This window comes from Amorphus sp. 3PC139-8 (genome assembly GCF_040750475.1).
In the GTDB taxonomy this organism is placed as follows: Bacteria; Pseudomonadota; Alphaproteobacteria; order Rhizobiales; family Amorphaceae; genus Amorphus.
Map to the genome: position 1 here is coordinate 47,397 of NZ_JABJVY010000028.1, position 23,867 is coordinate 71,263.

21 protein-coding genes are annotated in these 23,867 nt (G+C 65.9%); 6 read left to right on the forward strand and 15 right to left on the reverse strand.

What is annotated here, in order from left to right; translation table 11 throughout:
- Positions 1-79: 79 nt before the first annotated feature.
- Positions 80-1,246, forward strand: coding sequence for an FkbM family methyltransferase (locus tag HNS03_RS21170; RefSeq protein WP_367198046.1), 1,167 nt, complete (start codon positions 80-82; stop codon positions 1,244-1,246).
- Here HNS03_RS21170 and HNS03_RS21175 read toward each other — a convergent pair.
- Complete coding sequence (locus tag HNS03_RS21175) at positions 1,236-2,477, reverse strand: SLC13 family permease (protein WP_367198047.1); 1,242 nt, start codon at positions 2,475-2,477, stop codon at positions 1,236-1,238. The two genes, HNS03_RS21170 and HNS03_RS21175, sit on opposite strands and share 11 nt — an antisense overlap.
- 165 nt (positions 2,478-2,642) lie before the next feature.
- Here HNS03_RS21175 and HNS03_RS21180 point away from each other — a divergent pair, with 165 nt between their 5' ends.
- Positions 2,643-3,242: a nuclear transport factor 2 family protein gene (locus tag HNS03_RS21180; protein ID WP_367198048.1), complete on the forward strand. Its 600-nt coding sequence runs from the start codon at positions 2,643-2,645 to the stop codon at positions 3,240-3,242.
- Positions 3,243-3,365: 123 nt separating this feature from the next.
- Here the strand turns inward: HNS03_RS21180 and HNS03_RS21185 are convergent, their stop codons facing one another.
- Positions 3,366-4,361 carry a zinc ABC transporter substrate-binding protein gene (locus tag HNS03_RS21185; RefSeq protein WP_367198049.1) on the reverse strand — a complete coding sequence of 332 codons (996 nt, stop codon included), beginning with the start codon at positions 4,359-4,361 and terminating at the stop codon, positions 3,366-3,368.
- Positions 4,362-4,577: 216 nt separating this feature from the next.
- On the opposite strand from HNS03_RS21185, the gene HNS03_RS21190 reads away from it, so the two are divergent.
- Together HNS03_RS21190 and HNS03_RS21195 are read left to right on the forward strand one after the other, a co-directional pair.
- Positions 4,578-5,315 carry an ATP-binding cassette domain-containing protein gene (locus HNS03_RS21190; protein ID WP_367198050.1) on the forward strand — a complete coding sequence of 246 codons (738 nt, stop codon included), beginning with the start codon at positions 4,578-4,580 and terminating at the stop codon, positions 5,313-5,315.
- Positions 5,308-6,108, forward strand: coding sequence for a metal ABC transporter permease (locus HNS03_RS21195; RefSeq protein ID WP_367198051.1), 801 nt, complete (start codon positions 5,308-5,310; stop codon positions 6,106-6,108). The genes HNS03_RS21190 and HNS03_RS21195 overlap by 8 nt, the downstream gene beginning before the upstream one ends.
- Positions 6,109-6,347: 239 nt before the next feature.
- Here HNS03_RS21195 and HNS03_RS21200 read toward each other — a convergent pair whose 3' ends face one another.
- The 3 genes from HNS03_RS21200 to HNS03_RS21210 all read right to left on the reverse strand — a co-directional run bounded on the left by HNS03_RS21200 (position 6,348) and on the right by HNS03_RS21210 (position 11,177).
- Complete coding sequence (locus HNS03_RS21200; RefSeq protein WP_367198052.1) at positions 6,348-7,274, reverse strand: dimethyl sulfoxide reductase anchor subunit family protein; 927 nt, start codon at positions 7,272-7,274, stop codon at positions 6,348-6,350.
- A 322-nt stretch (positions 7,275-7,596) separates the two neighbouring features.
- Entirely contained in the window at positions 7,597-8,364 is a 768-nt protein-coding gene (locus HNS03_RS21205) for a 4Fe-4S dicluster domain-containing protein (protein WP_367198053.1), read from the reverse strand.
- On the reverse strand, positions 8,361-11,177 hold the full coding sequence (locus HNS03_RS21210; RefSeq protein ID WP_367198054.1) for a molybdopterin oxidoreductase family protein: 2,817 nt from the start codon (positions 11,175-11,177) through the stop codon (positions 8,361-8,363). The genes HNS03_RS21205 and HNS03_RS21210 overlap by 4 nt, the downstream gene beginning before the upstream one ends.
- A 151-nt stretch (positions 11,178-11,328) precedes the next feature.
- On the opposite strand from HNS03_RS21210, the gene HNS03_RS21215 reads away from it, so the two are divergent.
- Positions 11,329-12,261 (forward strand): LysR substrate-binding domain-containing protein, encoded by a 933-nt coding sequence (locus HNS03_RS21215; protein ID WP_367198055.1) that lies wholly within the window; start codon positions 11,329-11,331, stop codon positions 12,259-12,261.
- On the opposite strand, the gene HNS03_RS21220 is transcribed toward HNS03_RS21215, so the two are convergent.
- The 6 genes from HNS03_RS21220 to HNS03_RS21245 all read right to left on the reverse strand — a co-directional run bounded on the left by HNS03_RS21220 (position 12,230) and on the right by HNS03_RS21245 (position 19,169).
- Positions 12,230-13,549 (reverse strand): TRAP transporter large permease, encoded by a 1,320-nt coding sequence (locus tag HNS03_RS21220; RefSeq protein ID WP_367198056.1) that lies wholly within the window; start codon positions 13,547-13,549, stop codon positions 12,230-12,232. The genes HNS03_RS21215 and HNS03_RS21220 overlap by 32 nt on opposite strands.
- A gap of 6 nt (positions 13,550-13,555) precedes the next feature.
- Positions 13,556-14,140 carry a TRAP transporter small permease gene (locus HNS03_RS21225; protein WP_367198057.1) on the reverse strand — a complete coding sequence of 195 codons (585 nt, stop codon included), beginning with the start codon at positions 14,138-14,140 and terminating at the stop codon, positions 13,556-13,558.
- Positions 14,137-15,177, reverse strand: coding sequence for a TRAP transporter substrate-binding protein (locus tag HNS03_RS21230; protein WP_367198058.1), 1,041 nt, complete (start codon positions 15,175-15,177; stop codon positions 14,137-14,139). Before HNS03_RS21230 ends, HNS03_RS21225 begins: the two co-directional genes overlap by 4 nt.
- Positions 15,178-15,394: 217 nt before the next feature.
- On the reverse strand, positions 15,395-16,840 hold the full coding sequence (locus tag HNS03_RS21235) for an aldehyde dehydrogenase (protein ID WP_367198059.1): 1,446 nt from the start codon (positions 16,838-16,840) through the stop codon (positions 15,395-15,397).
- A gap of 103 nt (positions 16,841-16,943) precedes the next feature.
- Positions 16,944-18,662 (reverse strand): thiamine pyrophosphate-requiring protein, encoded by a 1,719-nt coding sequence (locus tag HNS03_RS21240; RefSeq protein ID WP_367198060.1) that lies wholly within the window; start codon positions 18,660-18,662, stop codon positions 16,944-16,946.
- Between the two features lie 18 nt (positions 18,663-18,680).
- Complete coding sequence (locus HNS03_RS21245; RefSeq protein WP_367198061.1) at positions 18,681-19,169, reverse strand: MarR family winged helix-turn-helix transcriptional regulator; 489 nt, start codon at positions 19,167-19,169, stop codon at positions 18,681-18,683.
- A 267-nt stretch (positions 19,170-19,436) separates the two neighbouring features.
- Here HNS03_RS21245 and HNS03_RS21250 point away from each other — a divergent pair, with 267 nt between their 5' ends.
- The gene (locus tag HNS03_RS21250; protein ID WP_367198062.1) at positions 19,437-20,450 is read left to right on the forward strand and encodes an LLM class flavin-dependent oxidoreductase; all 1,014 of its coding nucleotides are present in this window, start codon (positions 19,437-19,439) and stop codon (positions 20,448-20,450) included.
- A gap of 38 nt (positions 20,451-20,488) precedes the next feature.
- Here the strand turns inward: HNS03_RS21250 and HNS03_RS21255 are convergent, their stop codons facing one another.
- From HNS03_RS21255 to HNS03_RS21270, 4 genes are all read right to left on the reverse strand, one after another.
- The gene (locus HNS03_RS21255; protein ID WP_367198063.1) at positions 20,489-21,982 is read right to left on the reverse strand and encodes a TonB family protein; all 1,494 of its coding nucleotides are present in this window, start codon (positions 21,980-21,982) and stop codon (positions 20,489-20,491) included.
- Between the two features lie 34 nt (positions 21,983-22,016).
- The gene (exbD, locus tag HNS03_RS21260) at positions 22,017-22,496 is read right to left on the reverse strand and encodes a TonB system transport protein ExbD (protein ID WP_367198064.1); all 480 of its coding nucleotides are present in this window, start codon (positions 22,494-22,496) and stop codon (positions 22,017-22,019) included.
- A gap of 10 nt (positions 22,497-22,506) precedes the next feature.
- Entirely contained in the window at positions 22,507-23,247 is a 741-nt protein-coding gene (gene exbB / locus HNS03_RS21265) for a tonB-system energizer ExbB (protein WP_367198065.1), read from the reverse strand.
- 287 nt (positions 23,248-23,534) lie between these two features.
- The gene (locus HNS03_RS21270; protein ID WP_367198066.1) at positions 23,535-23,867 is read right to left on the reverse strand and encodes an antibiotic biosynthesis monooxygenase; all 333 of its coding nucleotides are present in this window, start codon (positions 23,865-23,867) and stop codon (positions 23,535-23,537) included.

A 23,867-nucleotide genomic window follows, 5' to 3' on the forward strand; every position in this document is an offset into this window, starting at 1 on the left:
CTTGACGGCATTAGTCATGCCGCAGGATGCTCCCGCCTCGAGTTTTTTGTACCTGCGTATCTTGGGGGGAAGCGCCAAGTTGGCTTGGAACGATGTGGTCGATCGGCCATCCGGGGTCATGCCCGGAAAGTGGCCGGAGAAGTCCGCGCGTCCGGGAGCCTATGGCCCCTGGCGGCGGCCGGTTCCGGTCGCGCTCGCGAACCCGGTGCGTCCGCGCCGCTTCGCTTCCTATCCGGACCCCTCAGAGGTGGTCCGGGAGAATTTCAGTTTCGCCCAAAACTGGGAAGATGTGTATCTCTGGCGCGCGCTCAGCGACGTCGAACGCGGCTTTTATGTCGATGTCGGGGCGCTGGATCCGGCGTTCGATTCCGTCACCAAGCTGTTCTACGATCGCGGTTGGAGTGGCGTGAACGTCGAGCCCGGCTCCAGCTACGCCAGGCTCGCGGCCGCCCGGCCGCGCGACACCAATCTTCAGGTCGTGGTCGGTGAGACGGTCGGCGAGGTCGATTTCCACGAGGTCTTGAACGGTGGCGAAGGGCTCTCCTACGTTGCCGGGCGTGGGGCAAATGCCGTGCTCTCCTGGCCGACCGCACGCCGACGGCGGTTGGCCATGCGCTTGCGAGACATTCTCGACCTGCATGCTGGCGGCCAGGACATTCATTTCCTGAAGATCGACGTGGAAGGCTCGGAAGCCGACGTCGTGCGCTCCGCCGACTGGACGCGTCACCGGCCGTGGCTCATCGTGGTGGAGGCCACTGTTCCGACGTCGTCGACGCCGAGCCATCAGACGTGGGAACCGATCCTGCTCGAGGCCGGATATGAGCGGGTCTTCTTCGACGGCCTCAACATGTACTATGTGCGGCAGGAAAGCCGCGAACTGGCGGCCGCGTTCGATCGTCCCGTCAGCGTGCTCGACGGCTTCCGCCAATTCGATGCGGTGGTCGCCGCGATGCATGCCGATTTGATCGCGCTGGAGACGGCGCTCGATACCGCCACCAGCCGTCTCAGTCAGACCGGGGCCGGCGCGGGCGAACCGGATAGCGCAAGCCTGTCGGCGCTCCTGGAGCCGGTTAAGGCGCAGCTCGGCGGCGTCCGCGAGGATACGGCGACGCTGACGCGTCTGCGGACGCGCTACCGGCTGGACGGCGCGACGGCGGAGCTGCGGTTCGGCCTGTGGACGGCCCGAAAGCTCAGAAAACTGCGCCGGCTGGTGTCGAAAATCGGTGGAGCTGCCATCACTCAGTGAGGGTGCGGACTGCCAGAACCCAGCCAGTGGTCACGGCCGTCGACACCAGTCCGAACGGCAGGACAGTGCGGGTGAAGGCTGTGAAGGTGAAAGGTCGAACGCCCAGCCGCTCGGCCTGTTGAACCACGATCACGTTGCTTGCCGCGGAAATGATGAAAACATTGCCGGCGAGTGTGGAGACTGCGGCAAGGGCCATCAGCGTCGGCGTGGTCAGGCTCGGCGCGAGCTTCAGATACATGTCGACCAACGGCACGTTGGAAAAGAGCTGGCTTCCGACGAAGGCGACGATGGCAGCCACAAGCGGCTCGCCGAGACGGGTCCGCAGGTCTCCGAGCAAAAGCTGAAGCGAGCCGGACTCAATCAGCGCTTCCGTCACCACGAACATGGCGAGAAAGAACACCAGCGTCGGCCAGTCCGCTGCGCGCAGAAGTGCGCAACGATGGCGCGCAAACAGATAGGTGGGAGCGCAGGCGAGCAGAGCGAGCGCTCCGAGCGAGAGGGGACCGGTTTCGCTCACGCTTCCCGTAAGCCCGGTTCCGATCACGACGATGGCGAGCAGTCCCGCCGAGACGAGCGCCGGCCAGGTGCGTTCGCGCAAAGCCTTCGGGTGCGCAAACGCGTGCGCGACCTCGGGTGCGGGCGGGATGGCCCGGCCGTACCACCAGGCCGTGAGGGCGAGTAAAGCGAATGTCGGCACGATCAGCCAAACGAGAAAGACGCGAAACGGATGCTCCAACTGGCCGGCGCTCGCGATCAGGAGATTCTGCGGATTGCCGATCGGTGTCGCCATGGAGCCGACGGTAACCGCGACGCAAAGCGCGACCAGCAACCGGCGTGGGTCGAGCCCGGCCCGCGTGGCAAGCCGGATGGCAACGGGCGTGCCGATGATGGCGGCGGCATCGTTGGTCAGGAGCGCGGCGACCAGTGCGAACGTGAACACCAATCCACCGACCAGCAGGTGGGGGGAGCGTTTCCGCGCCAAATGGGTCGCCAGGGCATCGGAGGCGCCGGAGCAATGCAGCGCTGCCCCGATCGAGAACACGGCGAACAGGTAAAAGATCACCGTCCAGTTGATCGCGTTGAGCGCGTCGGCGGGACCGATCTCGCCGGCGACAAGGAGCACCACGGCGCCGCCGAGCATGACGTGCCAGATCTTGAGCCCGGCTGGGAGCCATTCGCGCACGGCGATCAGGAGGAAGACGACGATCGAGACGGCGAGGCTCAACGGCATGGCGTCGCCGGCTCATGCGGCCTGACGAGGGGCGCCATGATTGTTTCGCTCATTCGCTCACAAGGTCGCATTGGACCGACTCCGTGCCGCGTGTAGAAGGCGGCGAGAGGCGTGCCCGTTGCCATGAATGTGCGGGCAACGCGGCCATCGAGCGGGGAGAAAATCATGACCGAAGAGCTGATCGATCGCCTGGCGATCCGCGACCTGGTGGAAAACTGGGCGGTCTGGCGGGACGCCGGCGATTGGGAGCGGTTTCGCACGGTCTGGGCGCCGGAAGGCCGCATGATGGCGACCTGGTTCCAGGGAACGGGGGACGAATTCATCGCGGTGAGCAAGCGCGGTTTCGAGAATGGCGTCAACATCCTGCACTTTCTGGGCGGGACGTCGATCGATCTCGCCGGCAACCGCGCCATCGCCCAGACCAAGATGACGATCAACCAGCGCGCCGAGGTCGCCGGGGTACTCGTCGACGTGGTCTGCACCGGCCGCTTCTACGATTTTTTGGAGAAGCGCGACGGAGCCTGGCTCCTGGTGCTACGCCAGCCGATCTACGAGAAGGACCGCATGGACCCGGTCGATCCTGCGGCGAAAATGGAGCTCGATCCCGAACTGCTGGCGCGCTTTCCGGTCGGCTATCGCCATCTGGCCTATCTGCAAACCAAGCTCGGCTTCACCGTGAAGCCCGACATGCCGGGATTGTTCGGCGAGGTAGTCGAGGGTCTTTACGCGCGCGGTGCGGATTGGTTGTCGGGCAAGCCGCTCTGACGGCGCTTTTGGCTTGCAAAGAGGCGACACGCTGTTGTCGAGCGTGCCGCACCTAAGAGCCCACATAATTGTTTTAACGCGTTTTTCGGCGGAGAATCGGTATCCGCTTCGCCCGAAAACGCTTTACTTCAGGCACGCGACCATGTCGCCCGCCAACTCTTGAAGCAGGTTCGGATAAAGCGCCGGACCGGGTGTGAGGTCGACGCCGAGCGGGTCCAGAGTGCCCTGGCGCGCATCGGTTCCCTCGATCAAGATGGCGATCAGGCTCGTATTGAACTGCGGTTCGACGAACACGCAGGTGGCGTCGAGCGACCGGATCGTGTCGCGGATTTCCTGCACCCGCGCCGGCCCCGGCTTTGAGGCATCGCTGAGCGAGACGGCGCCCGCAGCCTCCAGGCCGAACCGATTTTCGAAATAGTGGTAGGCGTCGTGGAAAACGATGAACGGCTTGTCGCGGACGGGGGCGAGTTCGGCGGTGACTTCGGCCGCCGCGATATCGATCTCCGCCTTGCCGGCCTCGGCGTTCTTGCGATAGGTCGCCGCGTCGTCCGGGTCGGCCTGGGCTAAGGTTTCGGCGATCCGGTCCAACCAGACCTTGGCGTTTTCCGGGTCCAGCCAGGCATGCGGGTCGATGCCATGGTGCTCATGCGCGTGATCATGCTCGTCCGCATGATCATGTGCCTCCCCATCGTCGTGGTCGTGCGCCTCATGATCCTCGTCATGATCATGGCCGTCCTCGTCGTCGTGATGGTGGGCCTCGAAGGTCGCGCCCTCGCGGAAATCCAGCCGCATGGTGCCGGGCGCGTCGATCAGGGCAACGGAGGTCGCATCGCTTCCAAGCGTGCCGATCGCCCGCTCCAGCCAGGGGGTCAGCTCCGGCCCGACCCAGAACACCACCTCAGCCCTATCCAGGAGGGCGGCTTCGGAGGGCCGCATCGCGTAGCCATGAGGCGAGGCGTTCGGCGGCAGGATCCGGCTCGGCTCGCCGACACCCTGCATCACCCGGGCGACCAGCGAGTGGACCGGCGGAATGTCGGTGGCGACGGCCGGCGGCTCGGCCCGGGCGGCCGTGGTCCCCAGCAGCGCAGCGCCGACAAGGGCCAATCCGATCTGTCTCATGAGTACTCCTTCAAGCGGGCCATGGCGGGTGGCCATGATCCGAATTTACGTAATATTATAACATTACTCTTTTGCACCGGAAGCAACTGGCTTGTCCAGCCGTCTCAGCCAAGAAAGTGAGCAAGCCGCGTGACACAGTGCACCAGCCGTGAGATCGGAGAGGGCGCGACCGACGGCGTCTAGCATTTTGTGGCGTCGGCGAGGATTGGAGAACGAATGAGCCTGATAACGGGGCGCGGGGTCAGCGTCGAGCTTGGGGGACGCACGATCCTGCGCGACATCGACGTTGCGATCGAGCGCGGCGAGATCGTCACCGTCGTCGGGCCGAACGGGTCCGGGAAGTCGACCTTCATCCGCGTTCTGGTGGGGGCGATCCGGCCGTCGCGAGGTCAGGTGAGCCGTGCGCCGGGCTTGGTGGTCGGCTATGTGCCCCAGCGGCTGTCGCTGGACGCCACCATGCCGCTGACCGTGGCGCGCTTTCTCGGCCTGCCGAAGCGGCGCCCGGCGGCGGACGTGGCGGCGATGCTCGAACATGTCGGCGTTGCCGGGCTCGGCCGGCGGCAGATGAGCGCGCTCTCTGGCGGCCAGTTCCAGCGCGTGCTTTTGGCGCGGGCGCTCTTGTCCAAGCCCGATCTTCTGGTGCTGGACGAGCCAACCCAGAGCCTCGACCAGCCCGGCACGGCGGCGTTCTATCGGCTGATAGAGACGGTGCGCCGGGAACTCGGCTGTGCGGTGCTGATGGTGAGCCACGATCTGCACGTTGTCATGAGCGCCTCCGACAGGGTGTTGTGCATCAACGGCCACATCTGCTGCGAGGGCACGCCGACGGTGGTTTCGGCCGCGCCGGAATATCGCGCGTTGTTCGGCTCCGGCACCCAGGGCGCGTTCGCGCTCTACCAGCACAAACACGACCACCACCATCCCGAGAGCGAGGGGACGGCCTCCGATGCTTGACGATTTTCTCGTCCGCGCGGCCCTTGCCGGCGTTGGGCTCGCAGTGGCTGCGGGACCGATCGGGTGCTTCGTGGTGTGGCGGCGGATGGCCTATTTCGGTGACGCCACGGCCCACGCGGCGATCCTGGGGGTCGCGCTCTCGTTTGCGTTCGAAGCGTCGATCTTCGTCGGCGTGCTCGGGGTGGCGATCGCCATGGCGCTGGCCGTCTCCTCGCTCGCCGGGCGCACCTTTCAGATGGACACGCTGTTGGGCGTTGCCGCCCATGGCGCCCTGGCCGTCGGCCTGGTGGCGTTTGCGCTCACGGCGCGCGCCGGGCTCGATATCGAAGCCTATCTGTTCGGCGAGATCCTGGCCGTCAGCCGGTCCGACTTGGCGGTGATCTGGGGCGGCGCACTGGCCGTGCTCGCACTGCTTGGCTGGCGCTGGTCCGCGCTTCTGACCGCCACGCTCGACCGTGATCTCGCGGCCGCCAGCGGTCTCGATCCCAAGCGCGAGCAGATCATCCTGACGCTGGCGCTGGCGGTGCTGGTGGCGGTCGCGATCAAGGTGGTGGGCGCGCTTCTCATCACGGCGATGCTGATCATTCCGGCGGCCGCGGCCCGACCGTTCTCGCGGACGCCGGAAACCATGGCGGTGCTGGCCACGCTCATCGGGGCGGCATCGGCCTTGCTCGGCCTCTGGGCATCGTTCCATTTCGACACGCCCACCGGCCCGACCATCGTATCGGCCGCGCTTGCGTTGTTCGCGATATCCGGCGGGGCGATCATGATCCGCGGCCACGATCAGCATTGAACGCAAATCCAGGAAAAGTGGGCACCGGTTTTCCGTCCGGATTTGCGCGGGAAAGGCCAAATCCAGGAAAAGTGGGCACGGGTTTTTGTAGGTTTTTGCCGCTCACGCCAGCTCGCCTCGCTCGCGGCTCGCGCGAGGGCGGCCTCGGAGCGTTTTCAGGCGAAGTGGGAACCGGTTCACCGTCCGGAAACGCGTCGCGACAAAGCCCGGCGCGCGGTCGCGCGCTGGCTTCGGGATTTTCAGGCGCGGTGGCCGTAATAGAGCGAAACGACGTGCTGGGCCTCGGCGAAGAACAGCCAACGTGAGGCGGCAATGCCGGCGAGATGGACCGGGATTGCGACCAGCAGGACCGGCCATAGCGCGGGGACGGCAAGCACCAGCGCGATTGCGAAGAACGGCAGCACGAAGCCGAGCACGAGGGCGACGCGGCGCAGCGCCGCCGCTCGTTGTCGGCCGATCCGAAACACCATCTCCTTCATGAGATAGTTCGGCGAGGTGTGAGGCGCTTCCAGCAGCCGCACCCGCCCGATCCCGGGAAGCCCGATCGCCGTCTCCGGGCTGGAGCCGTCTGCGTCGAGGCGGACATCGGCCGCCCGCGCGCTCCAAAACAGCCAGGTTGCCGCGGCGGCGATCATGATCAATTCGGCCAGTGTCAGGAGCGTCGGTTCCGGCGCGCCGGAGACGGGGGCGAGCGCGGAGAGGGTCAGCGCCCCGCCGGCGAGCGCGATCGCTTGGAACAGGAGCGAGGTCGGCGGCTTAGACCAGCGCGGCACGGCCTTTAGCGAGCCGTAGATCATGGAGGTGCAATAGATGGTGACGACCGCACCGGCAGCGGCCGGCAGCCCGAGCCAGAGCGTGCGCTGTCCGTAAACCACCCAGGCGAGCGCGTAGAGGCCGAACAGGATGAGGGTCGCGATCGAGACCACGCCTTCGCGCGAGAGCCAGGACGTCCGCCACTGGGAGAGGGCACGCCAGGCGCGCTGAGGATTGCCCAGATGGCCGAGCGAGGCCAGCAGGCCGATGGAGGCGAACGCCAGCGCAAGCCCGGAGGCCAGCAGGGCAAAGACGATCCCGTCCGGCCCGAGCCCCAGCCCGAGCCAGACCATCAGCCCGAACCCGATGCCGGACAGCGTCGTGAAGACGATGATGGAGGGGGCCGGATGCATCAGATGGTCTCCCGTTTGATGAGAAACATCCCGCTGTCACGGCGTTTCGCTCGACCCGCACCGGTCCCCCATCCTCCGCTCATTCCCGCGAAAGCGGGAATCCATGCTGACTTTCGACGAACCGGAGCAGCGGAGCCGTTTCTGATCCTGAATGCTACCAAAGCCCACGCGGTCAGTCCCGCAGAGATCGGCTCTGCCGCCCTATGGATTCCCGCTTTCGCGGGAATGAGCGGAGTAAAAGGTGTTTGCCAAGAGCAAGCCTCTGTGGCCTTCGCGGGAATGCGCGGAGTTTCGGGCTGTCGTTTCTCATCAAAATGGCTCCTCATCCGAGCTTCTCCAGCGCTCGGTCGAGCCAGCCGAGAAAACCGGTCGCCTCCGGTTCGCAGAGCGCGGCGAGGTCGATCTTATCCGGCGCGTCGATGTCCGCCTTGGGCCGGGGCGGCAGGTAGCGGTTGACGGGCTTGGTGCCTTGTTCCGGCATCAGCTCCACGCCGCCGCGCTCCGCCACCAGCTTGGAGACCTCGGACTCCGGGTCGGCAAGGTCGCCGAAATGGCGGGCGTTCGCGGGGCAGGTGCGCACGCAGGAGGGCACCCGGTCCACCTCCGGAATGTTCTCGTTGTAGATTCGGTCGACGCAGAGCGTGCATTTCTTCATGACGCCGGCGTCCGCGTCCATTTCGCGGGCGCCATAGGGACAGGCCCAGGCGCACAGCCCGCAGCCGATGCACCAGTCCTCGTTGACCAGCACGATGCCGTCGGCGGAGCGCTTGTAGCTTGCCCCGGTCGGACAAACCGTGACGCACGGTGCGTCGTCGCAATGCAGGCACGATTTCGGAAAATGAACGATCTGGGCGCTCGAGGCCGCGCCGCCGCAGCGGCTTTCGGCGGGCGCCACCTCGAAGGTGTGGATGCGGTTGAGGAACGAGCCGGACGGAGCGTCGCCATACGGATCCTGATCGGAGAGCGGCGCGCCGTAGCCGCCGGTGTTCCACTCCTTGCAGGCGATCACGCAGGCATGGCAGCCCACGCAGGTATCCAGGTCGATAACGAGTCCGAGCTTCTTCTCCGTGGTTTCGGGAAGCGTGGTCATGTCCATTCCTCCCCGTAGGCGAGATCGTCGGGGCCGACGCCGACGGGCGAGGCCTGCGCCGGCAGGTGCGGTTCGCTGAAGGGGCCGGGCTCCGCCTTTTCGATCTTCACGCGCAAATCATACCAGGCGGCCTGGCCGGTGATCGGATCGGAGTTCGACCAGCGTTGGCCGTCGCCCTTCGGCGGCAGGAGCTCGTGGATCAGGTGGTTGAGCAGGAAGCCCTTGGTCGTCTCGGGCGCGTTTTTGTCGAGCGCCCAGGCCCCGGAGCGTTTGCCGATCGCATTCCAGGTCCAGACCGTGTGGGCATTGACCGCGTCCATCCGCTTGATCGGCACCTTGATGGTGCCGTGATGGGAGGTGAGCCGAGCCCAGTCGCCGTCCTGAAGACCGTGGGCATCGCAGATCGCGCCCGGTACGTAGAGCGGGTTGGTACCGTGGATCTGGCGCAACCAGGCATTTTGCGAGCCCCAGGAATGGTACATCGCCGCCGGGCGCTGGGTAATCGCGTGGATCGGGAAACCATCGACCATTTCGCCCTCGAACGGCGGATACCAGGCGGGCAGGGGGTCGAACGTCTCCAGAATACGCGTGCGCAGATGGTCGGGCGGTTGCCGGTCGCCATAGCCCTTGGCGGCAAGCCGGAATTTCGCCAGCGGTTCGCAATAGAGGTTGAAGACGGTGGTCTGCGGCTTATCGAACAGGCCCATGCCCACCGCCCACTCTTGATAGGCGGCGTTGAACGGCTTGAAGAACTGCGCCTCGTCGGGGATGTGGGCGGTGTAGAAGCCGCCATTCTCGATATAGCGCTGAAGCTGGTCGGGGTTCGGCGCCCCCCGGCCGGGACGGTCGTCGTCGTTGCGCCAGCCGGCAAGCGGGCCGATGCCGGGCCGGCGCTCGTGGTTCACGATATAGTCGGCGTAGTCGCGGTAGGCCGGCGCGCCGTCCTCCGTCACGAAGCCGGGCAGCTTGAGCCGGGCGCCGAGATCGATCAGCGCCGACTGGAAGCCGCGCACGTCGCGGTCCGGCTCCACCACCGGCCAGCGGATCGCGTCGGCGGCCGCATCCGGCTCCGAGATCGGCCGGTCGAGTAGCGATATGCAGTCGTGGCGCTCCAGATAGGTCGTGTCGGGCAGGATCAGGTCGGCATAGGCGACCATCTCCGAGGAATAGGCGTCGGAATAGATGATCTTCGGGATGACATAGGAACCGTCGTCGTTCGTCGCCGACAGCATCTCCATGGTGCCGCGCGTGTTCATCGACGAGTTCCAGGCCATATTGGCCATGTACATGAACAGGACGTCGATGCCGTAGGGATCGCGCGCATGGGCGTTGGCGATCACCATGTGCATCATGCCATGGGCGGAAAGCGGCGCCTCCCAGGTGAAGGCCTTGTCGATGCGCGCCGCGTTCCCGTCGTCGTCGAGGCAGAGATGCTCCGGCCCCATCGGATAGCCGAGATGCGGGCCGTCGAGCGGCTTGCCCGGCGTTACGCCGCAATGCGGCTTCGGATGGCTGTCGACAGGCTTGGGGTAGGGCGGCTTGAAGCGGAAGCCGCCGGGCGTCTCCACCGAGCCGATCAAAAGCTGCAGCACATGCAGTGTCCGGCAGGTCTGGAAACCGTTGGAATGGGCGGAGATGCCGCGCATGGCATGGAAGGAGACCGGCCGGCCGATCATCTTCTCGTGGCGGACGCCGCGCATATCGGTCCACGGCTGATCGATCACAACCTCCTCCTGGAAGGCCGCGTGGGCGATCTCGGCGGCAATCCGGCGGATGGTGGCGGCGGAGATCCCGCAGGTCTCCGCGACTTTGTCCGGGGCGTGCTCCGGCGCGAGCACCTTTTCCGCCAGAAGCTCGAACACCGGCCGAGCGCGCCTGCCGTCGGCCAGCGTGACCGTTCCTTTCAGCGCCGGCGCGGCATCCGTGTCGCCGGAGGGCCGGATCGCGCCGGTCTTGCGATCGAGGATCAGCGGATCGCCGTTGTCATCGCGGGCGATCAGGCCCTCGCTTGCGCCTTCGTCGGCGATCACCAGCCAAGGCGCGTTGGTGTAGCGGATCAGGTAATCGATATCGACATTGCCGGTGCGCACCAGCTCGTGGGCGAGGGCCAGAATGAACAGCCCGTCGGTGCCCGGCGTGATGCCCACCCATTCGTCGGCGATCGCGTTGTAGCCGGTGCGGACCGGGTTAACGCCGACCACCTTGGCGCCGTTCTTCTTCAGCTTGGAAAGGCCGAGCTTGATCGGGTTGGAATCGTGGTCCTCGGCGACACCGAAGATCATGAAATAGCGCGAGCGCTCCCAGTCCGGTGCGCCGAACTCCCAGAACGCGCCCCCCAGCGTGTAGATCCCGCCGGCTGCCATGTTGACGGAGCAGAAACCGCCATGGGCGGCATAGTTGGGCGTGCCGAATTGCTGCGCCCACCAGGAGGTAAGCGACTGGCTCTGGTCGCGGCCCGTGAAGAAGGCAAGCTTCTTGGGATCGTTCTTTCGGATCGGCTCCAGCCACTCCACCGCGGTGGAGAGCGCTTCTTCCCAGGAGATCTCCTTGAACTCGCCTGAGCCGCGCGGACCGGTGCGGATCATCGGGGCACGCAGCCGGGCGGGCGAATAGTGCTGCATGATGCCGGCCGAGCCCTTGGCGCACAGCACGCCCCGGTTCACCGGATGGTCGCGATTGCCCTCGATATAGCGGACCTTGCCGTCGCGCATGTGCACGTTGATGCCGCAGCGGCAGGCGCACATGTAGCAGGTGGTCCGGCGGATCTCATCGGACACCTTCGGCGACAGGGCAATTTTCGGCTCGGCCGTCATCCGGGGCGCTTCCCTTGTTGGAGCGGGACGCGGGCGGGAAATCCGTCTCCCTGCTTCCGCAATCGACTCAAGCTTGGAGGATCTCCAAGATGGATCAATCGATCCAACGAATAATCATTGTCGTTTTGATCGATTTTGTTTCTAAAGGGGTATGACGCTCGACCAGCTCAAGATCTTCGTTGCCGTTGCCGAGCGGGGCCATGTTACCCGCGCGGCCGAAAGCCTCAGCATGACCCAGTCGGCGGTGTCGGCCGCGATTGGGGCGCTTGAGAAGCGCTACGGCACGGCATTGTTCGACCGGCTCGGCCGCCGAATCGAGCTGACGGAGGCCGGCCGGCGCTTTCTGCCGGAGGCGCGCGCGGTTTTGGAGCGGGCGGCGACGGCCCGTTCTGTGCTGGAGGATCTGTCGGGGCTGACCGTCGGTGCGCTGTCGATCGCCGCGAGTCAGACGATTGCGACCTACTGGCTGCCGCGTCGACTTGCCGATTTTCACGCCCGCTATCCGGGTGTCCGTCTGGATGTGACGATCGCCAACACCAGTCAGGTGGAAACGGCGGTCGCGGAAGGGGCGGCGGATCTCGGCCTTGTGGAAGGGCCGACCCGGCACCGCGCGCTGATCCGTCAGCCGGTCGGTGTCGATCGACTGGTGCTGGTGGTGGCGTCCGACCATCCGGCCCCGCCGGAGCGCGACGGAGGCCGGCTCGATCTGGAGCGGATCTCCTGGGTGATCCGCGAGGCGGGATCGGGCACGCGGGACTCGTTTGAGGCGTTCGTGAAGGCGGAGGGCGCGGACATGGAGCGCCTGCGGGTGTTTCTGGTGCTGCCCTCCAACGAGGCGGTGCGCGAGGCGGTGGAGGCGGGCGCCGGGGCAACCGTCATTTCCGAGCATGTGGTGGCGCGCGAGCTTGCTGCCGGGCGGCTGAAGGCGCTTCCGGTGGATCTGCCGGAGCGCGAATTCGCGGCGGTTCGCCATCCCGATCGGCATCAGACCAAGGCGCAGCGCGCCTTGATCGAGCTGCTGACGGCCGCTCCGATCGCCGACAGCGCGGCGACTATTGAAGCAGGCGTGGCACGGCCAGAGTGATCGCCGGAAAGGCGGCGAGCAGGATGATCCGCACGATCTCCGACGCGAAAAAGGGCATCACACCCTTGAACGTCTGCCGCATCGGCACATCCTTGGCGAGCGAGTTGATAATGAAGACGTTGAGGCCGACCGGTGGTGTGATCAGGCCCAGCTCGACCGTCACCAGGATCACCACGCCGAACCAGATCTTGGTTTCCTCCGGCGACAGCCCGAAATCGAGCCCGGCAATGACCGGCCAGAAGAACGGGATCGCCAGGATCACCATGGACAGCGAATCCATCAGGCAGCCGAAGATCAGGAAAACCACGATCACCAAAGCCAGGATCTCGAAGGCTCCGAGCCCGCTGGTCTGGAGAAAGTCGGCGGCCGCCTGTGGCACGCCGGCGCGCGCCATGAAGATCTTTAGAAGCTCCGCGCCCAGCAGGATCAGAAAGATCATGCCGCTCATGCGGGCGGTGTCGAGCAGCGCGGATTTGAAGCCGCTCCAGGAGAGCTTGCCGCGTACGATGCCGTAGACGGCGACCAGGAACACGCCGATCGCCGCGGCCGGTGTCGGGTTGTAGATGCCGGCGTAGATGCCGCCGATGACGATCCCGAAGATCACGATGACCGGGACCAGCCCGAGGGTCGCGCTCCAGAGCTCGCTGCCGGGAACTTTCTGGCCTTCCGGCCCGGAGGCGGGAACCGCGCGCACATAGATCGCGATCGTGATCAGGAACATGAGCGCGGCAAGGATGCCGGGGATCAAGGCGGCGGCGAACATCGTGACGATGTTGGTTTCCACGATGATCGCGTAGACGATCAGCACCACCGATGGCGGGATCAGGATGCCGAGCGTGCCACCGGCGGCGATGGTGCCTGTCGCCAGCGAAGGCGCGTACCTGTAGCGCCGGAGCTCCGGCAGGGCGACGGACCCCATCGTGGAGGCGGTAGCCGTGGAGGAGCCGGACAAGGCTCCGAAGCCCGCGCAGGCGGCGATCGCGGCCATGGCGACGCCGCCGCGAAACCGGCCGAGCCAAGCATTGGCTCCGCGAAACAGATCCCGCGACAGTCCAGTCTGGGACGCGAGCCCACCCATCAGGATGAACATCGGCAGGACGGACAGATCGTAGTTGGAGAACTGGGCGTAGGCGAGATCCTTGAGCTGGTTCAAGAGGATCAACGGCCCGGACTGAATCCAGGTGCCGCCGATCCCGACCAGGATCATGGTGTAGGCGATCGGAACGCGGATCGCGATCAGGCCGAGGAGAACGACCAGTCCGACGAGGCCGAGCGCGAGACTGTCCATGGGGCCCTATTCGGCGGTCTGGAACGGGGTGTGATGGGTGAAGGGCGCGCGGCCGCGCGCGGCGCGGATGCCGTCGATCAAGGTGATCAGGCTCGCGATCAGGAGCAGCCCGAGCGAGACCAGGATCGGTGGAAACGCCGTCCAAAGCGGCAACTGGAGCACCGGAGTGACCTCCGGGTAGCGCACATAGCTCCACATGCCGAGCCACATCTGCCTGAGCAGCAAGAGCGAGAACGCGATTGCGAACAGGGAGGAAAACACCCCCATCGCCGCCTTTTTCGCCTCGCTCATGCCCTCGGTGAATATGTCGACGGTGACGTTGGCGCCCACGAGCTGGCAATAGGGCAGGAACATGAAGATCACGACCGCGATGACGTGCTTCATCAGCTCGTAGTCGGCGGAAAACGGCGCGGCGAACAGGAGGTTGGAGACCGCGCTATAGGTGGTCATGAGCGCGAGCGCACAGGCGCCCAGGCCGCCCAGAAGCGCCCAGAACACGATCACGCGGGACAGCCCCGCGATCACCTTGGCAAGGGGAGTGTCCGGGCGCGGCGCGGTGGCCACGCCCGGATCGGCTTTCTCGGTGCTCAAGACTTGTTCTTGTCGATCGCGGCCTTGGCGGCGTCCACGAGCGCCTTGGAATCAAAGTCGGTGTGCTCCGCCGCCCACTGATCGACGACTGGCGAAAGCGCGTCGTTGAACCCCGCCATCTGCTCGTCGGTCAGCACGATGTGTTCGTTGCCCGCATCAATGGCGATCTGGATGCCTTTGTCGTCCGAGGTGCGCCAGATCTCCGCAACCCGCTTCAGCCAGGCGTCGCCCGATTCCTTGGTGAAGACCTCCTGGATCTCCGGCGGCAAGGATTCCCAGCGGTCCTTGTTCATGGACACCTGGAAGGTGGTGGTCCCGAAGCGGGTCTTGTCCGGCCCTTCGATCTGATACTTCGTGACGTCCTGCAGCTTCAGCGCAGGAATGATCTCCCAGGGGATGAGCGCGCCATCGACGGCGCTGGTGGAAAGCGCCTGCGGCAGGTCGGGCACCGGCATGGTCACCGGCGTGGCGCCCATGGCCTTGACGACGGCATTGCCGGTCGGGCCGGGAACGCGGAGCTTCTTGCCCTGGGTATCCTCGATGGTGTGGACGGGATCCTTCGCCATGTGGATGGCCTGGCCGGCATGCACATGATTGAAGAGCAGATGAACGGCGTCATACTCCGGCGCGAGATAGTCGTCGTACATGTCGCGCATCGCGAGGTTCGTCGCCGCGATGTCGTTGGTGAAGATCGTCGGAAGCTCGAAGGCTTCGGAGCGCGGGAACAGCCCCGGCGTGTAGCCGTTCACGGTCCACACGATGTCGACCACCCCATCGGCCACCTGCCGGAACAGCTGGGGTGGCGCGCCGCCGAGCGACATGGAGGGGTAGATCTCGATCTTCACCTTGCCGCCGGTGCCATCCTCGATCGCTTTCGCCCAAGGCTCCAGCATCTGGGTCTGGGCGGGTGACTTCGGCCCGAGAAAGTGGTGCAGCTTCAAAGTGTATTCCGGATCCGCCGCGAACGCCTTGCCGCGCAGGATCATCGGCGCAGCCAGGACGCCGGCCGAAGCCAGCAGAAAATCACGTCTTCTCATATCGCGTTGCTCCCTCTTGTCGCCGCCGCTTTGTCGGGCGGTCGGTCCGGCGCTTCTGCGCGCACCGGTTGCCGTCAGTATCCTCTCTCGCACTGTCTCCGGAAAGACCTGATCTGTCCAGGCTGGTTTTGGTGCCAACTATCCTTCGGTTGCGATCGAGGGAAGGATAGCGGAGGTCGACGACGAAGCGACGACCTCCGTTCTTGTCGTTCCGGGTTCAGAACGGATAGTGCTGGCCGGCGTCTTCGATGGTGATCCAGCGCAGCTCGGTGAAGGCTTCGATGCCGGCCTTGCCGCCGAACCGGCCGTAGCCGCTGGCTTTCACGCCGCCGAACGGCATTTGCGCCTCGTCATGAACGGTCGGCCCGTTGACGTGGCAAATGCCGGACTCGATGCGCTTGGCGACGGAGAGCGCGCGCTGGACGTCCTTGCCGAAGACGGAGGCTGACAGGCCGTATTCGGTGTCGTTGGCGATGCGAACGGCGTCGTCGGTGTTCTTGGCCCGCACCACGCAGACGACCGGCCCGAATGATTCCTCGCCATAGAGCCGCATGTCCGGCGTTACCTTGTCGACCACGGTCGCCGGCATGATGGTGGAGTCGGTTGCGCCGCCGGTCACGACGTCCGCGCCTTTTTCCACGGCGTCCTTGATCAGCGCATCGACCTTCTCCACCGTGGCCCGGTCGACCACGGAACCCAACACAACGTGTCCGCTCGGATCGCCATAGGGCAGCGAGGCGGCCTTTTCGGCGAACCTGCGGACGAATTCGTCGGCGACCTTCTCGTCGACCACTATCTTCTCCGTCGACATGCAGATCTGGCCCTGGTTCATGAAGGCGCCAAAGGCGGCGGCATTCACCGCGCCCTCCATGTCGGCGTCGTCGAGGATCACCAGCGGCGCCTTGCCGCCGAGCTCCAGAAGCACGGGCTTCAAGTGCTTGCCGGCCTGTTCGGCGATGATGCGGCCGACTCGGGTGGAGCCGGTGAAGTTGATGCGCTTGACCTTCGGGTGCGCGATCAGGGCGGAGACCACCGCCGGCGCGTCCTCGGCGGAATGGGTGACGACGTTGACGACGCCCTTGGGCAGGCCGGCGTCGGTCAAAACCTTGCCGATCAGCCGGTGCGTTGCCGGGCACATCTCAGAGGCCTTCAGAACCACCGTGTTGCCGCAGGCGATCGGAAGGGCCAGGGCGCGCACTGCCAGGATGACCGGCGCATTCCACGGCGCCATGCCGACCAGAACGCCGACCGGCTCGCGCATCGCCATGGAGATGGTCCCCGGCTTGTCGGACGGGATGATCTCGCCGGAGATCTGGGTGGTCATGGCCGCCGCTTCCCGCAGCATATTGGTGGCCAGCATGACGTTGAAGCCGATCCAGGGGCCGGTCGCGCCGGTCTCGGCCATGCCGAGCTGGACGAACTCGCCCGTGGCCGCGTCCAGCGCATCCGCCGCCTTGTTGAGGACCGCGCGGCGGGCGTTCGGCCCCATTGCGGACCAATCGGGGAAGGCCGCTGCGGCGGCTTCCACGGCCTTGTCCACATCGGCCGGTTTCGCCGCCGGGGCGCGGGTCGCGGTTTCGCCCGAGACCGGGTTCTTGCGTTCGAAGGTGCCGGCGTCAGCCGCGGCTTCGTCCGCACCGGCAATCAGCATCGAAATGTCCATGGCGTGCTTCCTTCTCGTGATGGTCCGGTGGTCCGGACACGTTTTCCGTCGTCGCGCCCAAGCCGAATGGATTGGCTTTGCATTGCTCAAAGGCGCGAGGGGATCAGACAGGCGAGAGCCAAACGTCCAGCACGGCGCAGCGCTTCTCGGTTTGCACCACGTGGAGCGCTTCCTTGACCGCCGCATCGAGGTCTTCCGGTCGGTCCACCTTGCGGGCGAACGCGCCGCCGGCTGCCGCAGCGATATCGGCATAGGCGGGGGAGGGCTCGAACGAAAGGTCCAGGTCGTTCGCCTTGGAGGCGTAACCTTCCGGATGAACGGCAAGAGCGGAGAAGCGCGGCGCCTTCCAGCCGCGGTTGTTGTAGACGACCTGCAGGAATGGCGTTTCGTATTTCGCCGCCATCCAGTGCACTGTCGAAGGAATGGAGAACATGTAGGAGCCGTCGCCGGTGAGCGCGACGACCGTCTTTTCGGGTGCGGCGAGCTTGGAGCCGATCGCGGCGCCACCGCTCCAGCCGAGCGAGCTGCCGCCGCTGGCGAAGTAGGACCCCGGCGCCGTCATCCGCATGTGATTGGCGATCACCGTGTAGTTGGTGATGCCTTCGCTGAGCACGATCGTTTCCTCCGGATCGATGTGCTTGCGCACCGTGGCGGTCAGAAATTCCGGCGTGATCAGCCCCTCGCTCCGGGTCTCCTTCTCCGCCAGCGCGGCGCGCCGGGCCTTGCTCTGGGCGGAATAGTGCGCGGTGCGGGCGGCAACCTTCTTGGCGTCGATCGCGCGCGCGTCGAGAGCGGCGTTGAGCTGGGCCAGCGCCGTCTCGGCATCGGCGCGCACCGATTCCTCCGCGCCGATATACCAAAGCGGCATCGCCTCCTTCAGCGGGTCGACGTCGATGTGCACGATCGGCGCGCCTTCGGCGGGGCGGTTGATGGTCGGGATCCACGGCACGTCACTGTCGACGACCAGCACGAAGTCGGCTTCGGCCAGCGCCTTGTTCTGGTGCGGCTCGTTCCACTGGTTGCCGAGATAGAGCGGATGGTCGTGGGGAATGTTGAGGGCGCTCGGCGCGGATTCCTGCACGCCGATGCCCAACCGCTCGCAGAAGCGGACCAGCTCGCCAACGGCATTCGGATTGCGCCCGGCAAAAGAGGTCACCAGCAGAGGCCGCTCGGCCTTGTCGATGCCGTCCAGAATGCGCGCGATCGCCTTCGCCGTCAGAGCCCCCGGATCGACGGGCTTCCACTGCTTGGGGTCGATCGTGACCGAAGCGGCAAGCTCTTCCTCCATGACCTCGCGCGCGCCCATCAGATAGGTCGGCCCCTTGGGGGCGGAGGTGGCGAACTGCAGCGCCCGATGGACCATCTGCTTGACGTTCCGGCCGGTGCGGATTTCCGCGTCATATTTCATGTAGCCGCGCACGATCCCGCGCTGATCGTGGACATCCTGCAGCCAGTGAATGAACTCGTTGCGGCTGCCGGTCAGTTCGCCGTCCTGGGTAAAGGGCGACGCACCGGCGAACACCAGCATGGGCACGCGGGCGCGAGCGGCATTGTGGACCGCGCCGGCGAGCGACTGGGTGCCGCACTCGACGTGGACGAGGACGAGTTGCGGTTTGCCGCTGACCTGGGCGAAGCCGTGGGCGGCGCACATGCCGACCATTTCGTTGGGCGCCGTCATCACGGTCGGGATCGGCCGTCCGCTTGCCCGCGCCTCCGCGATCGCTTCCAGCAAGGCTGGGTGGTCGCTGCCGAAATTCGCGAAGATGTGGGAAATACCCGCCTCTGTCAGGGCTTCGAGGAAAGCCGTGCTGGTCGTGTACATGGGCTTGGAAACGCTTCCTCATTCGAGAACGGTCACGATCCGGCGCAACAGCCGGATCAGCTCGTCTTTCTTGTCGCCGACGATCTCGTCGAGCTCTTCATCGTGTTTGGCCGCGCAGGCGGCGAGATGGGCGAGCTTGTCCTCGCCGTCTTGGGTCAGGAACAGCGCATAGCTGCGCCGGTCGGTCGGGATCTGGCCGCGGCGGATCATGCCTTCGCGCAGGAGATCGCGCAGAACCGGCGTGATCGTCGACTTGTCGCGCCCGCATGCCCGGCTGAGCGAAATCGGCGTGATGCCGGGATTGTGATGAATGATGTTCAAGACCGCGAACCAGCCCGGGCGAAGGTCGCTCTCGCCGGTGTGGCGCTTGAATGTTTTGAACGATGCGTTTTGCGCAAGCCGAAGGTGAAACCCGAGCGCGTGCTCCAAAGGCCCCAGCTTGATCCCGTCGGAGGGTTCGACTTGGCCGTTATGCGCGCTTTGTCTCGGCTTGGCGGTCTTATCCATCTGGCCTGCAACCGAATTTTCGCGTCCCGCGATCCTGGTCCAAGGCGAAGCTATATGGCATCGACTGGGCGTCGGCAACTCGTTTTGAATCAAACTATCTATTTGGGCTCTTCCGCCTTTGCCTCATTCGCGACGCAAATTTTCCGGATTTGAGGCGTGAGCGTCAGGTTCGCGCAAGATTGGTCTCCGATGGTAGGATTTCGATATCCAATCCATCCGGAATGGTGGTTTCGGCAGTGCCTCGGAGGGAGTGTCCAAAGGCCGGCCATGCAGTTCTCCTTCTCCGTCTTCCCGAAAGAAGCCGCTTCGGAATTTCTTTCGTCTGCACAGCGCGCCGAACGTGCCGGCATCGATCATCTGTGGGTGGTCGACGACACCGGCTATGCGGATCCCTTCGTTCTGCTCGGAGCCTTGACCTCCGCGACTGCGCATATCGGCCTCGGCGCCGTACTCGTCGATCCCTGGGTGCGCCATCCGATGCATATCGCCCAGGCCGCTGCGGTGTTGTCCGATCTCCGCCACGACCGGATCGTTGTCGGATTAGGGCCTGCCTCCCCGCGGGCGCATCGGCAGATGGGGATTTCGCCTGCAGACGATCGCGATCAGCTCCGCTCGGCCGTGGCCGTGCTGAGGGCGCTGTGGGCGGGCGAGACCGTGAGCTGCCAGACCCCAGCCTACCGTCTGGATCGGGCCAGCCTGAAGCTCCTGCCGTCGCAGCCGGTCGAGGTCCACGTGACGGCGGCGGATGCCGACGCGGTGCGGCTTGCCGGCGAGATCGCCGACGGTGTTGTGGTCGCCAATGTCGCGACGCCGGAGGCGGTGCGGACCATCCGCGGATGGATTGCCGAGGGCGCAAAGCGGGTAGGCCGAGACCCGACGACAGTGCGCCTGGTCGCCTGGAGTCTGGTGCTTTCCGCCGACGATACCGGTCCGATCTACGGTTCGACGCGGCGTTATCTCGCGCGCCAGGTCGCCAATTTCGATAGCGAAACGGCCGACATGCACGGGATCGAAGCGGAGACGGTCAACGCCGTCCGTGCGCGGCTGTCGGAGCGGGGAGCGGAGGTCGACACCGATATTCTGCCCAATTCGGTTCTCGACCGGCTTCTCGTCGTCGGGTCGGCGGCCTCCTGCCTAGACCGCATCTATGCCCTGGAGACGGCGGGTCTGGATCTGATCGGCATCCGGCCGTGCGCCGATCTGTCGACCCGGTTCGACTATGACGAGATGGTGCTCAGCCTGTGGTCGGAGCTGGAGAGCCGCCGCCGCGGCGATGCCTGACCAAGCAAAACCGGTCCTCGCTTTTCACGGGATTTACATTACCGAATCGAGAAATTCATCGGCACCGTGAACGACAGGCTCGACGTTCCCAGTTCGCTCGGGATCGGCGGAATGCGCGCGCTGCGCACCGCTGACAGCGCGGCTGCGTCGAGGGCGGAGTTGCCGGTTCCGCCCGCGAGGCGCACCCCGGTCACGCCACCGGATCCTACGACCGTGAAGCTCACCCTGGCGGTGCCCTGCGCCGGGCGCGCCTGAACCGGATAGCGCTTCTGGCGTTCGATCGCGCGACGCACTTGCGCATGATAGCGGTTGCGCGCCGCGGCGACCTGCGCGCGCGAAGCGGCCTGGCGAGCTTGCGGAGCCGGGTTGCCGCGCTGGGCGGAGGCCGAACGACTGCTTGCCTGCTTTTGAGCCTGCCGCCGTTCCGCGCGCTCGGCGGCACGGCGCGCCTCCGCCTGGCGTCTGGCTTCCGCCCGACGCTCCGCTTCCGCCCGCTGCTGCGCCTCCCGGCGCTCACGCTCGCGCGCCTCCGCCGCCGCGATCCGCTGCCGCTCCTTTTCCAGGACGGCGCGCATTTCCGGTGTCGGTTCCGGTTTGGTCTGCGGCACCTCGAAGGCGCGCTCCGCCTTTTCGGCCATCTCTTCCGGAGTGGCGATCGGCTCGGGCGGTGGCCTGCGCAGGGGCAGGGGAACCGAAACGACCTCGCTTTCGGGCTCCGCCAACTCCTCGGTGACCGGCTCCGGCTCACTCTCCTCGACTGGCTCCGGCGCCTCGGTGACCTTGGGGGTCGGCTCCTCGAGGGCTTCGGCGATGTTCGGATCCCAGGTCGGGACGAACGGCTCCTGAGGCTCGACCACCGGCTCCGGCTCTGCGACTTCGACCGGTTCGGTGACGTCCTCCGGCTCGGCGATCTCTTCCACGGTCTCGACCGGCTCGGGCGCGGGTTCGGGTTCTTCCAGCGCTTCGGTCAGCTCGGGCGGGACGGGGTCAGGAACGGTCTCGGCGGGCTCTTCGATCGGCTCTTCCACCGGCTCCGCTTCGACAACGGGCTCGGGCGCCGTCTCCGCCTCGGCAATCTCCTCCGGCTCGGCCGGCTCCGGCGTGTCCGCAACCTCCTCGTTCGGCGGTGTCGGGGCCGGCGGCTCGTCTTCCGGGGGTGCTTCGCTGACGTCCGGCGTTCCGACGTCGGTGATCTCCTCCGGCGGCGTCTCCACCGGGGTGGCCATCGGAGCGCCGGCCGAACTCGTGGAATCGACGGCGTCTTCGCTGGCCTCGCTCTGGCTCTCCACAGGTGGGAGCTCGACCATGATCGCCGATTCCAGCGCGGCGACGTCCGGCGGGTCCTGGGGCCGCAGCAAGACGGCCGTTGCCAGCGCGGTGGAGGCGCCCAAGACCAGGAGGAAGCTCGCCGTCCAGCCCAGTGTTCTCAGGCCGCGGGAACCGCCTTGGTGGATCGGGTCGACAGCGGACTTGCCGCGCGGGCTACCGCCCGCGCGTCGACCGCGTGCCGCGATTTCCTTTGATTTTTCCATGAACCGGGTGCTCGCCATCGGCTTTGCCCAGCTCCTATTGGCTCGGAGGTGTGGCCGCCGGTGCCTCGCCGGCCGGCGCCTCGGCTTGATCCGCCGGGGAAGGCACTGCTTCCAGGCCGACCAGTGCCAGCTTGGTATATCCGGCGTCGCGCAACTGATTCATCGTCGTGACGACGTCCTCGTAGCGCAGCGAGCGATCGGCGCGCAGGAACACGCGGGTCTCGCGATCGCCTTCGGTTTCCATGTCGAGCGCGGCGCGCAGGCCCGCCGCCGAAATCGGATCGTTGCCGAGATAGAGCGAGCGATCCTCACGGATGGTGACGATCAACGGCGTGTCCGGTCGCGGGGTTTTCTGCGCCGTGGAAGAGGGCAGGTCCACCCCGACATCCACCGTGGAGAGCGGGGCTGCGACCATGAAGATGATCAAGAGCACCAGCATCACGTCGATGAACGGCGTGACGTTGATCTCGTGATTTTCCTGGAGGTCGTCGCCGTCGGTCGGCCGGATCGCCATCAGTTGCCTCCTATTCCGCCGCGATCGCGAACAGGGAGGCGGGAGACCGGTCGAGATCGCGCCCGACGAGCCGCAGGATCGCTGCGGTCGCGTCGCCCAAAAGCGCGCGGTAGGCGGAAATTTTGCGGGAGAAGTGGTTGTAGATCACCACGGCGGGAATCGCGGCGACCAGGCCGAGCGCGGTCGCAAGCAGGGCCTCGGCGATGCCGGGGGCGACGACGGCCAGGTTCGTGGTCTCGGTTTCCGCAATGCCGATAAAGGCATTCATGATGCCCCAGACGGTGCCGAACAGGCCGACGAACGGTGCCGTCGCGCCGATGGTGGCGAGCACGCCGGTGCCGTAGCCGATTCCGCGGGCGGTCGCGGCTTCAAGCCGCACCAGCCGGCTTTCCACCCGTTCCTTGATGCCGGACGGCGCGAGCCCAGCCGACTGCTCGATCTCGATCTCCGCGGCTGCGATCAGGCGTGCCACGGTACGGCTCGGGCCTGGTGCGTTGCGTGCCTCCGCGAGGGTCGACGCCGCGTCGATCGCCCGCAGCGACCGTTTGGTGCGCGACAGGGCGCCGGCCAGTTCGATCGTCTTGAACAGCCACACGGTCCAGGTGACGAGGAAAGCGATCACGAGGCCGATCATTACCGCCTTCACCACGATGTCGGCGGCCATGAACATCCCGATCGGGCTCAGATCGTGGCTCGCGCCAGCCTCGGGAAGGAGCATGTCGGCGCTAAAAGGCAGTAGGGTCACGTCCATGACGGTTCTTTGCTGTCGTCTACTGGAGCGCTCGCCGTTCAGGTCGGGAGGATCCGAACGGGAATTGCTCAAGCCTTTGAATCCGGGCCCGTTTCTCGTCGATCGCGTGCATCCACACGATCGGAAGGGACCCGAAGTCCGGAAAACTCGTGAAGCCGGCATCGCGGATGCCGGCCGATTTCGACAAGACGGCACCGGCGGGAAGGTCAGGATCCCCGCCGGTGCCAGCGCTCCGTTTTCGCCCGATCGCTGCCCGCGAGGGCGCGCCAGGCCACAGGCGCATGCTCCTATTCGGCTGCGGCCACTTTGGGCTTCACCGTCTGCAGCGTCTCGAAGCCCTCAAACTCGGGATGGCCGATATAGAGCGGCTTGCGCTCTCCGGCGCCCTTATGGGCTTCGCGGAAGGCTTCCGAGCGAGTCCAGGCTTCGAACGCTTCACGGGATTCCCACACCGTATGGGACGAATAGAGGGTGTGATCCTCTTTCTCCGGCCCTTTCAGAAGGTGGAACTCGACAAAGCCGGGTTCCTGGTCGATGTGGACCTCGCGGCCGAGCCAAACCTCCTCGAAGGCTTTCTCTTCGCCGCGCAAAACCTTGAAGCGGTTCATGGCGATGAACAT

Bases quoted from the DNA above. Each gene is read 5' to 3' on its own strand.
- HNS03_RS21175 (WP_367198047.1), bottom strand. From the start codon at position 2,477: ATGCCGTTGAGCCTCGCCGTCTCGATCGTCGTCTTCCTCCTGATCGCC.
- HNS03_RS21180 (WP_367198048.1), top strand. From the start codon at position 2,643: ATGACCGAAGAGCTGATCGATCGCCTGGCGATCCGCGACCTGGTGGAA.
- HNS03_RS21185 (WP_367198049.1), bottom strand. From the start codon at position 4,361: ATGAGACAGATCGGATTGGCCCTTGTCGGCGCTGCGCTGCTGGGGACC.
- HNS03_RS21190 (WP_367198050.1), top strand. From the start codon at position 4,578: ATGAGCCTGATAACGGGGCGCGGGGTCAGCGTCGAGCTTGGGGGACGC.
- HNS03_RS21195 (WP_367198051.1), top strand. From the start codon at position 5,308: ATGCTTGACGATTTTCTCGTCCGCGCGGCCCTTGCCGGCGTTGGGCTC.
- HNS03_RS21200 (WP_367198052.1), bottom strand. From the start codon at position 7,274: ATGCATCCGGCCCCCTCCATCATCGTCTTCACGACGCTGTCCGGCATC.
- HNS03_RS21205 (WP_367198053.1), bottom strand. From the start codon at position 8,364: ATGACCACGCTTCCCGAAACCACGGAGAAGAAGCTCGGACTCGTTATC.
- HNS03_RS21210 (WP_367198054.1), bottom strand. From the start codon at position 11,177: ATGACGGCCGAGCCGAAAATTGCCCTGTCGCCGAAGGTGTCCGATGAG.
- HNS03_RS21215 (WP_367198055.1), top strand. From the start codon at position 11,329: ATGACGCTCGACCAGCTCAAGATCTTCGTTGCCGTTGCCGAGCGGGGC.
- HNS03_RS21220 (WP_367198056.1), bottom strand. From the start codon at position 13,549: ATGGACAGTCTCGCGCTCGGCCTCGTCGGACTGGTCGTTCTCCTCGGC.
- HNS03_RS21230 (WP_367198058.1), bottom strand. From the start codon at position 15,177: ATGAGAAGACGTGATTTTCTGCTGGCTTCGGCCGGCGTCCTGGCTGCG.
- HNS03_RS21235 (WP_367198059.1), bottom strand. From the start codon at position 16,840: ATGGACATTTCGATGCTGATTGCCGGTGCGGACGAAGCCGCGGCTGAC.
- HNS03_RS21240 (WP_367198060.1), bottom strand. From the start codon at position 18,662: ATGTACACGACCAGCACGGCTTTCCTCGAAGCCCTGACAGAGGCGGGT.
- HNS03_RS21245 (WP_367198061.1), bottom strand. From the start codon at position 19,169: ATGGATAAGACCGCCAAGCCGAGACAAAGCGCGCATAACGGCCAAGTC.
- HNS03_RS21250 (WP_367198062.1), top strand. From the start codon at position 19,437: ATGCAGTTCTCCTTCTCCGTCTTCCCGAAAGAAGCCGCTTCGGAATTT.
- HNS03_RS21255 (WP_367198063.1), bottom strand. From the start codon at position 21,982: ATGGAAAAATCAAAGGAAATCGCGGCACGCGGTCGACGCGCGGGCGGT.
- exbD (WP_367198064.1), bottom strand. From the start codon at position 22,496: ATGGCGATCCGGCCGACCGACGGCGACGACCTCCAGGAAAATCACGAG.
- exbB (WP_367198065.1), bottom strand. From the start codon at position 23,247: ATGGACGTGACCCTACTGCCTTTTAGCGCCGACATGCTCCTTCCCGAG.
- HNS03_RS21270 (WP_367198066.1), bottom strand. From the start codon at position 23,867: ATGTTCATCGCCATGAACCGCTTCAAGGTTTTGCGCGGCGAAGAGAAA.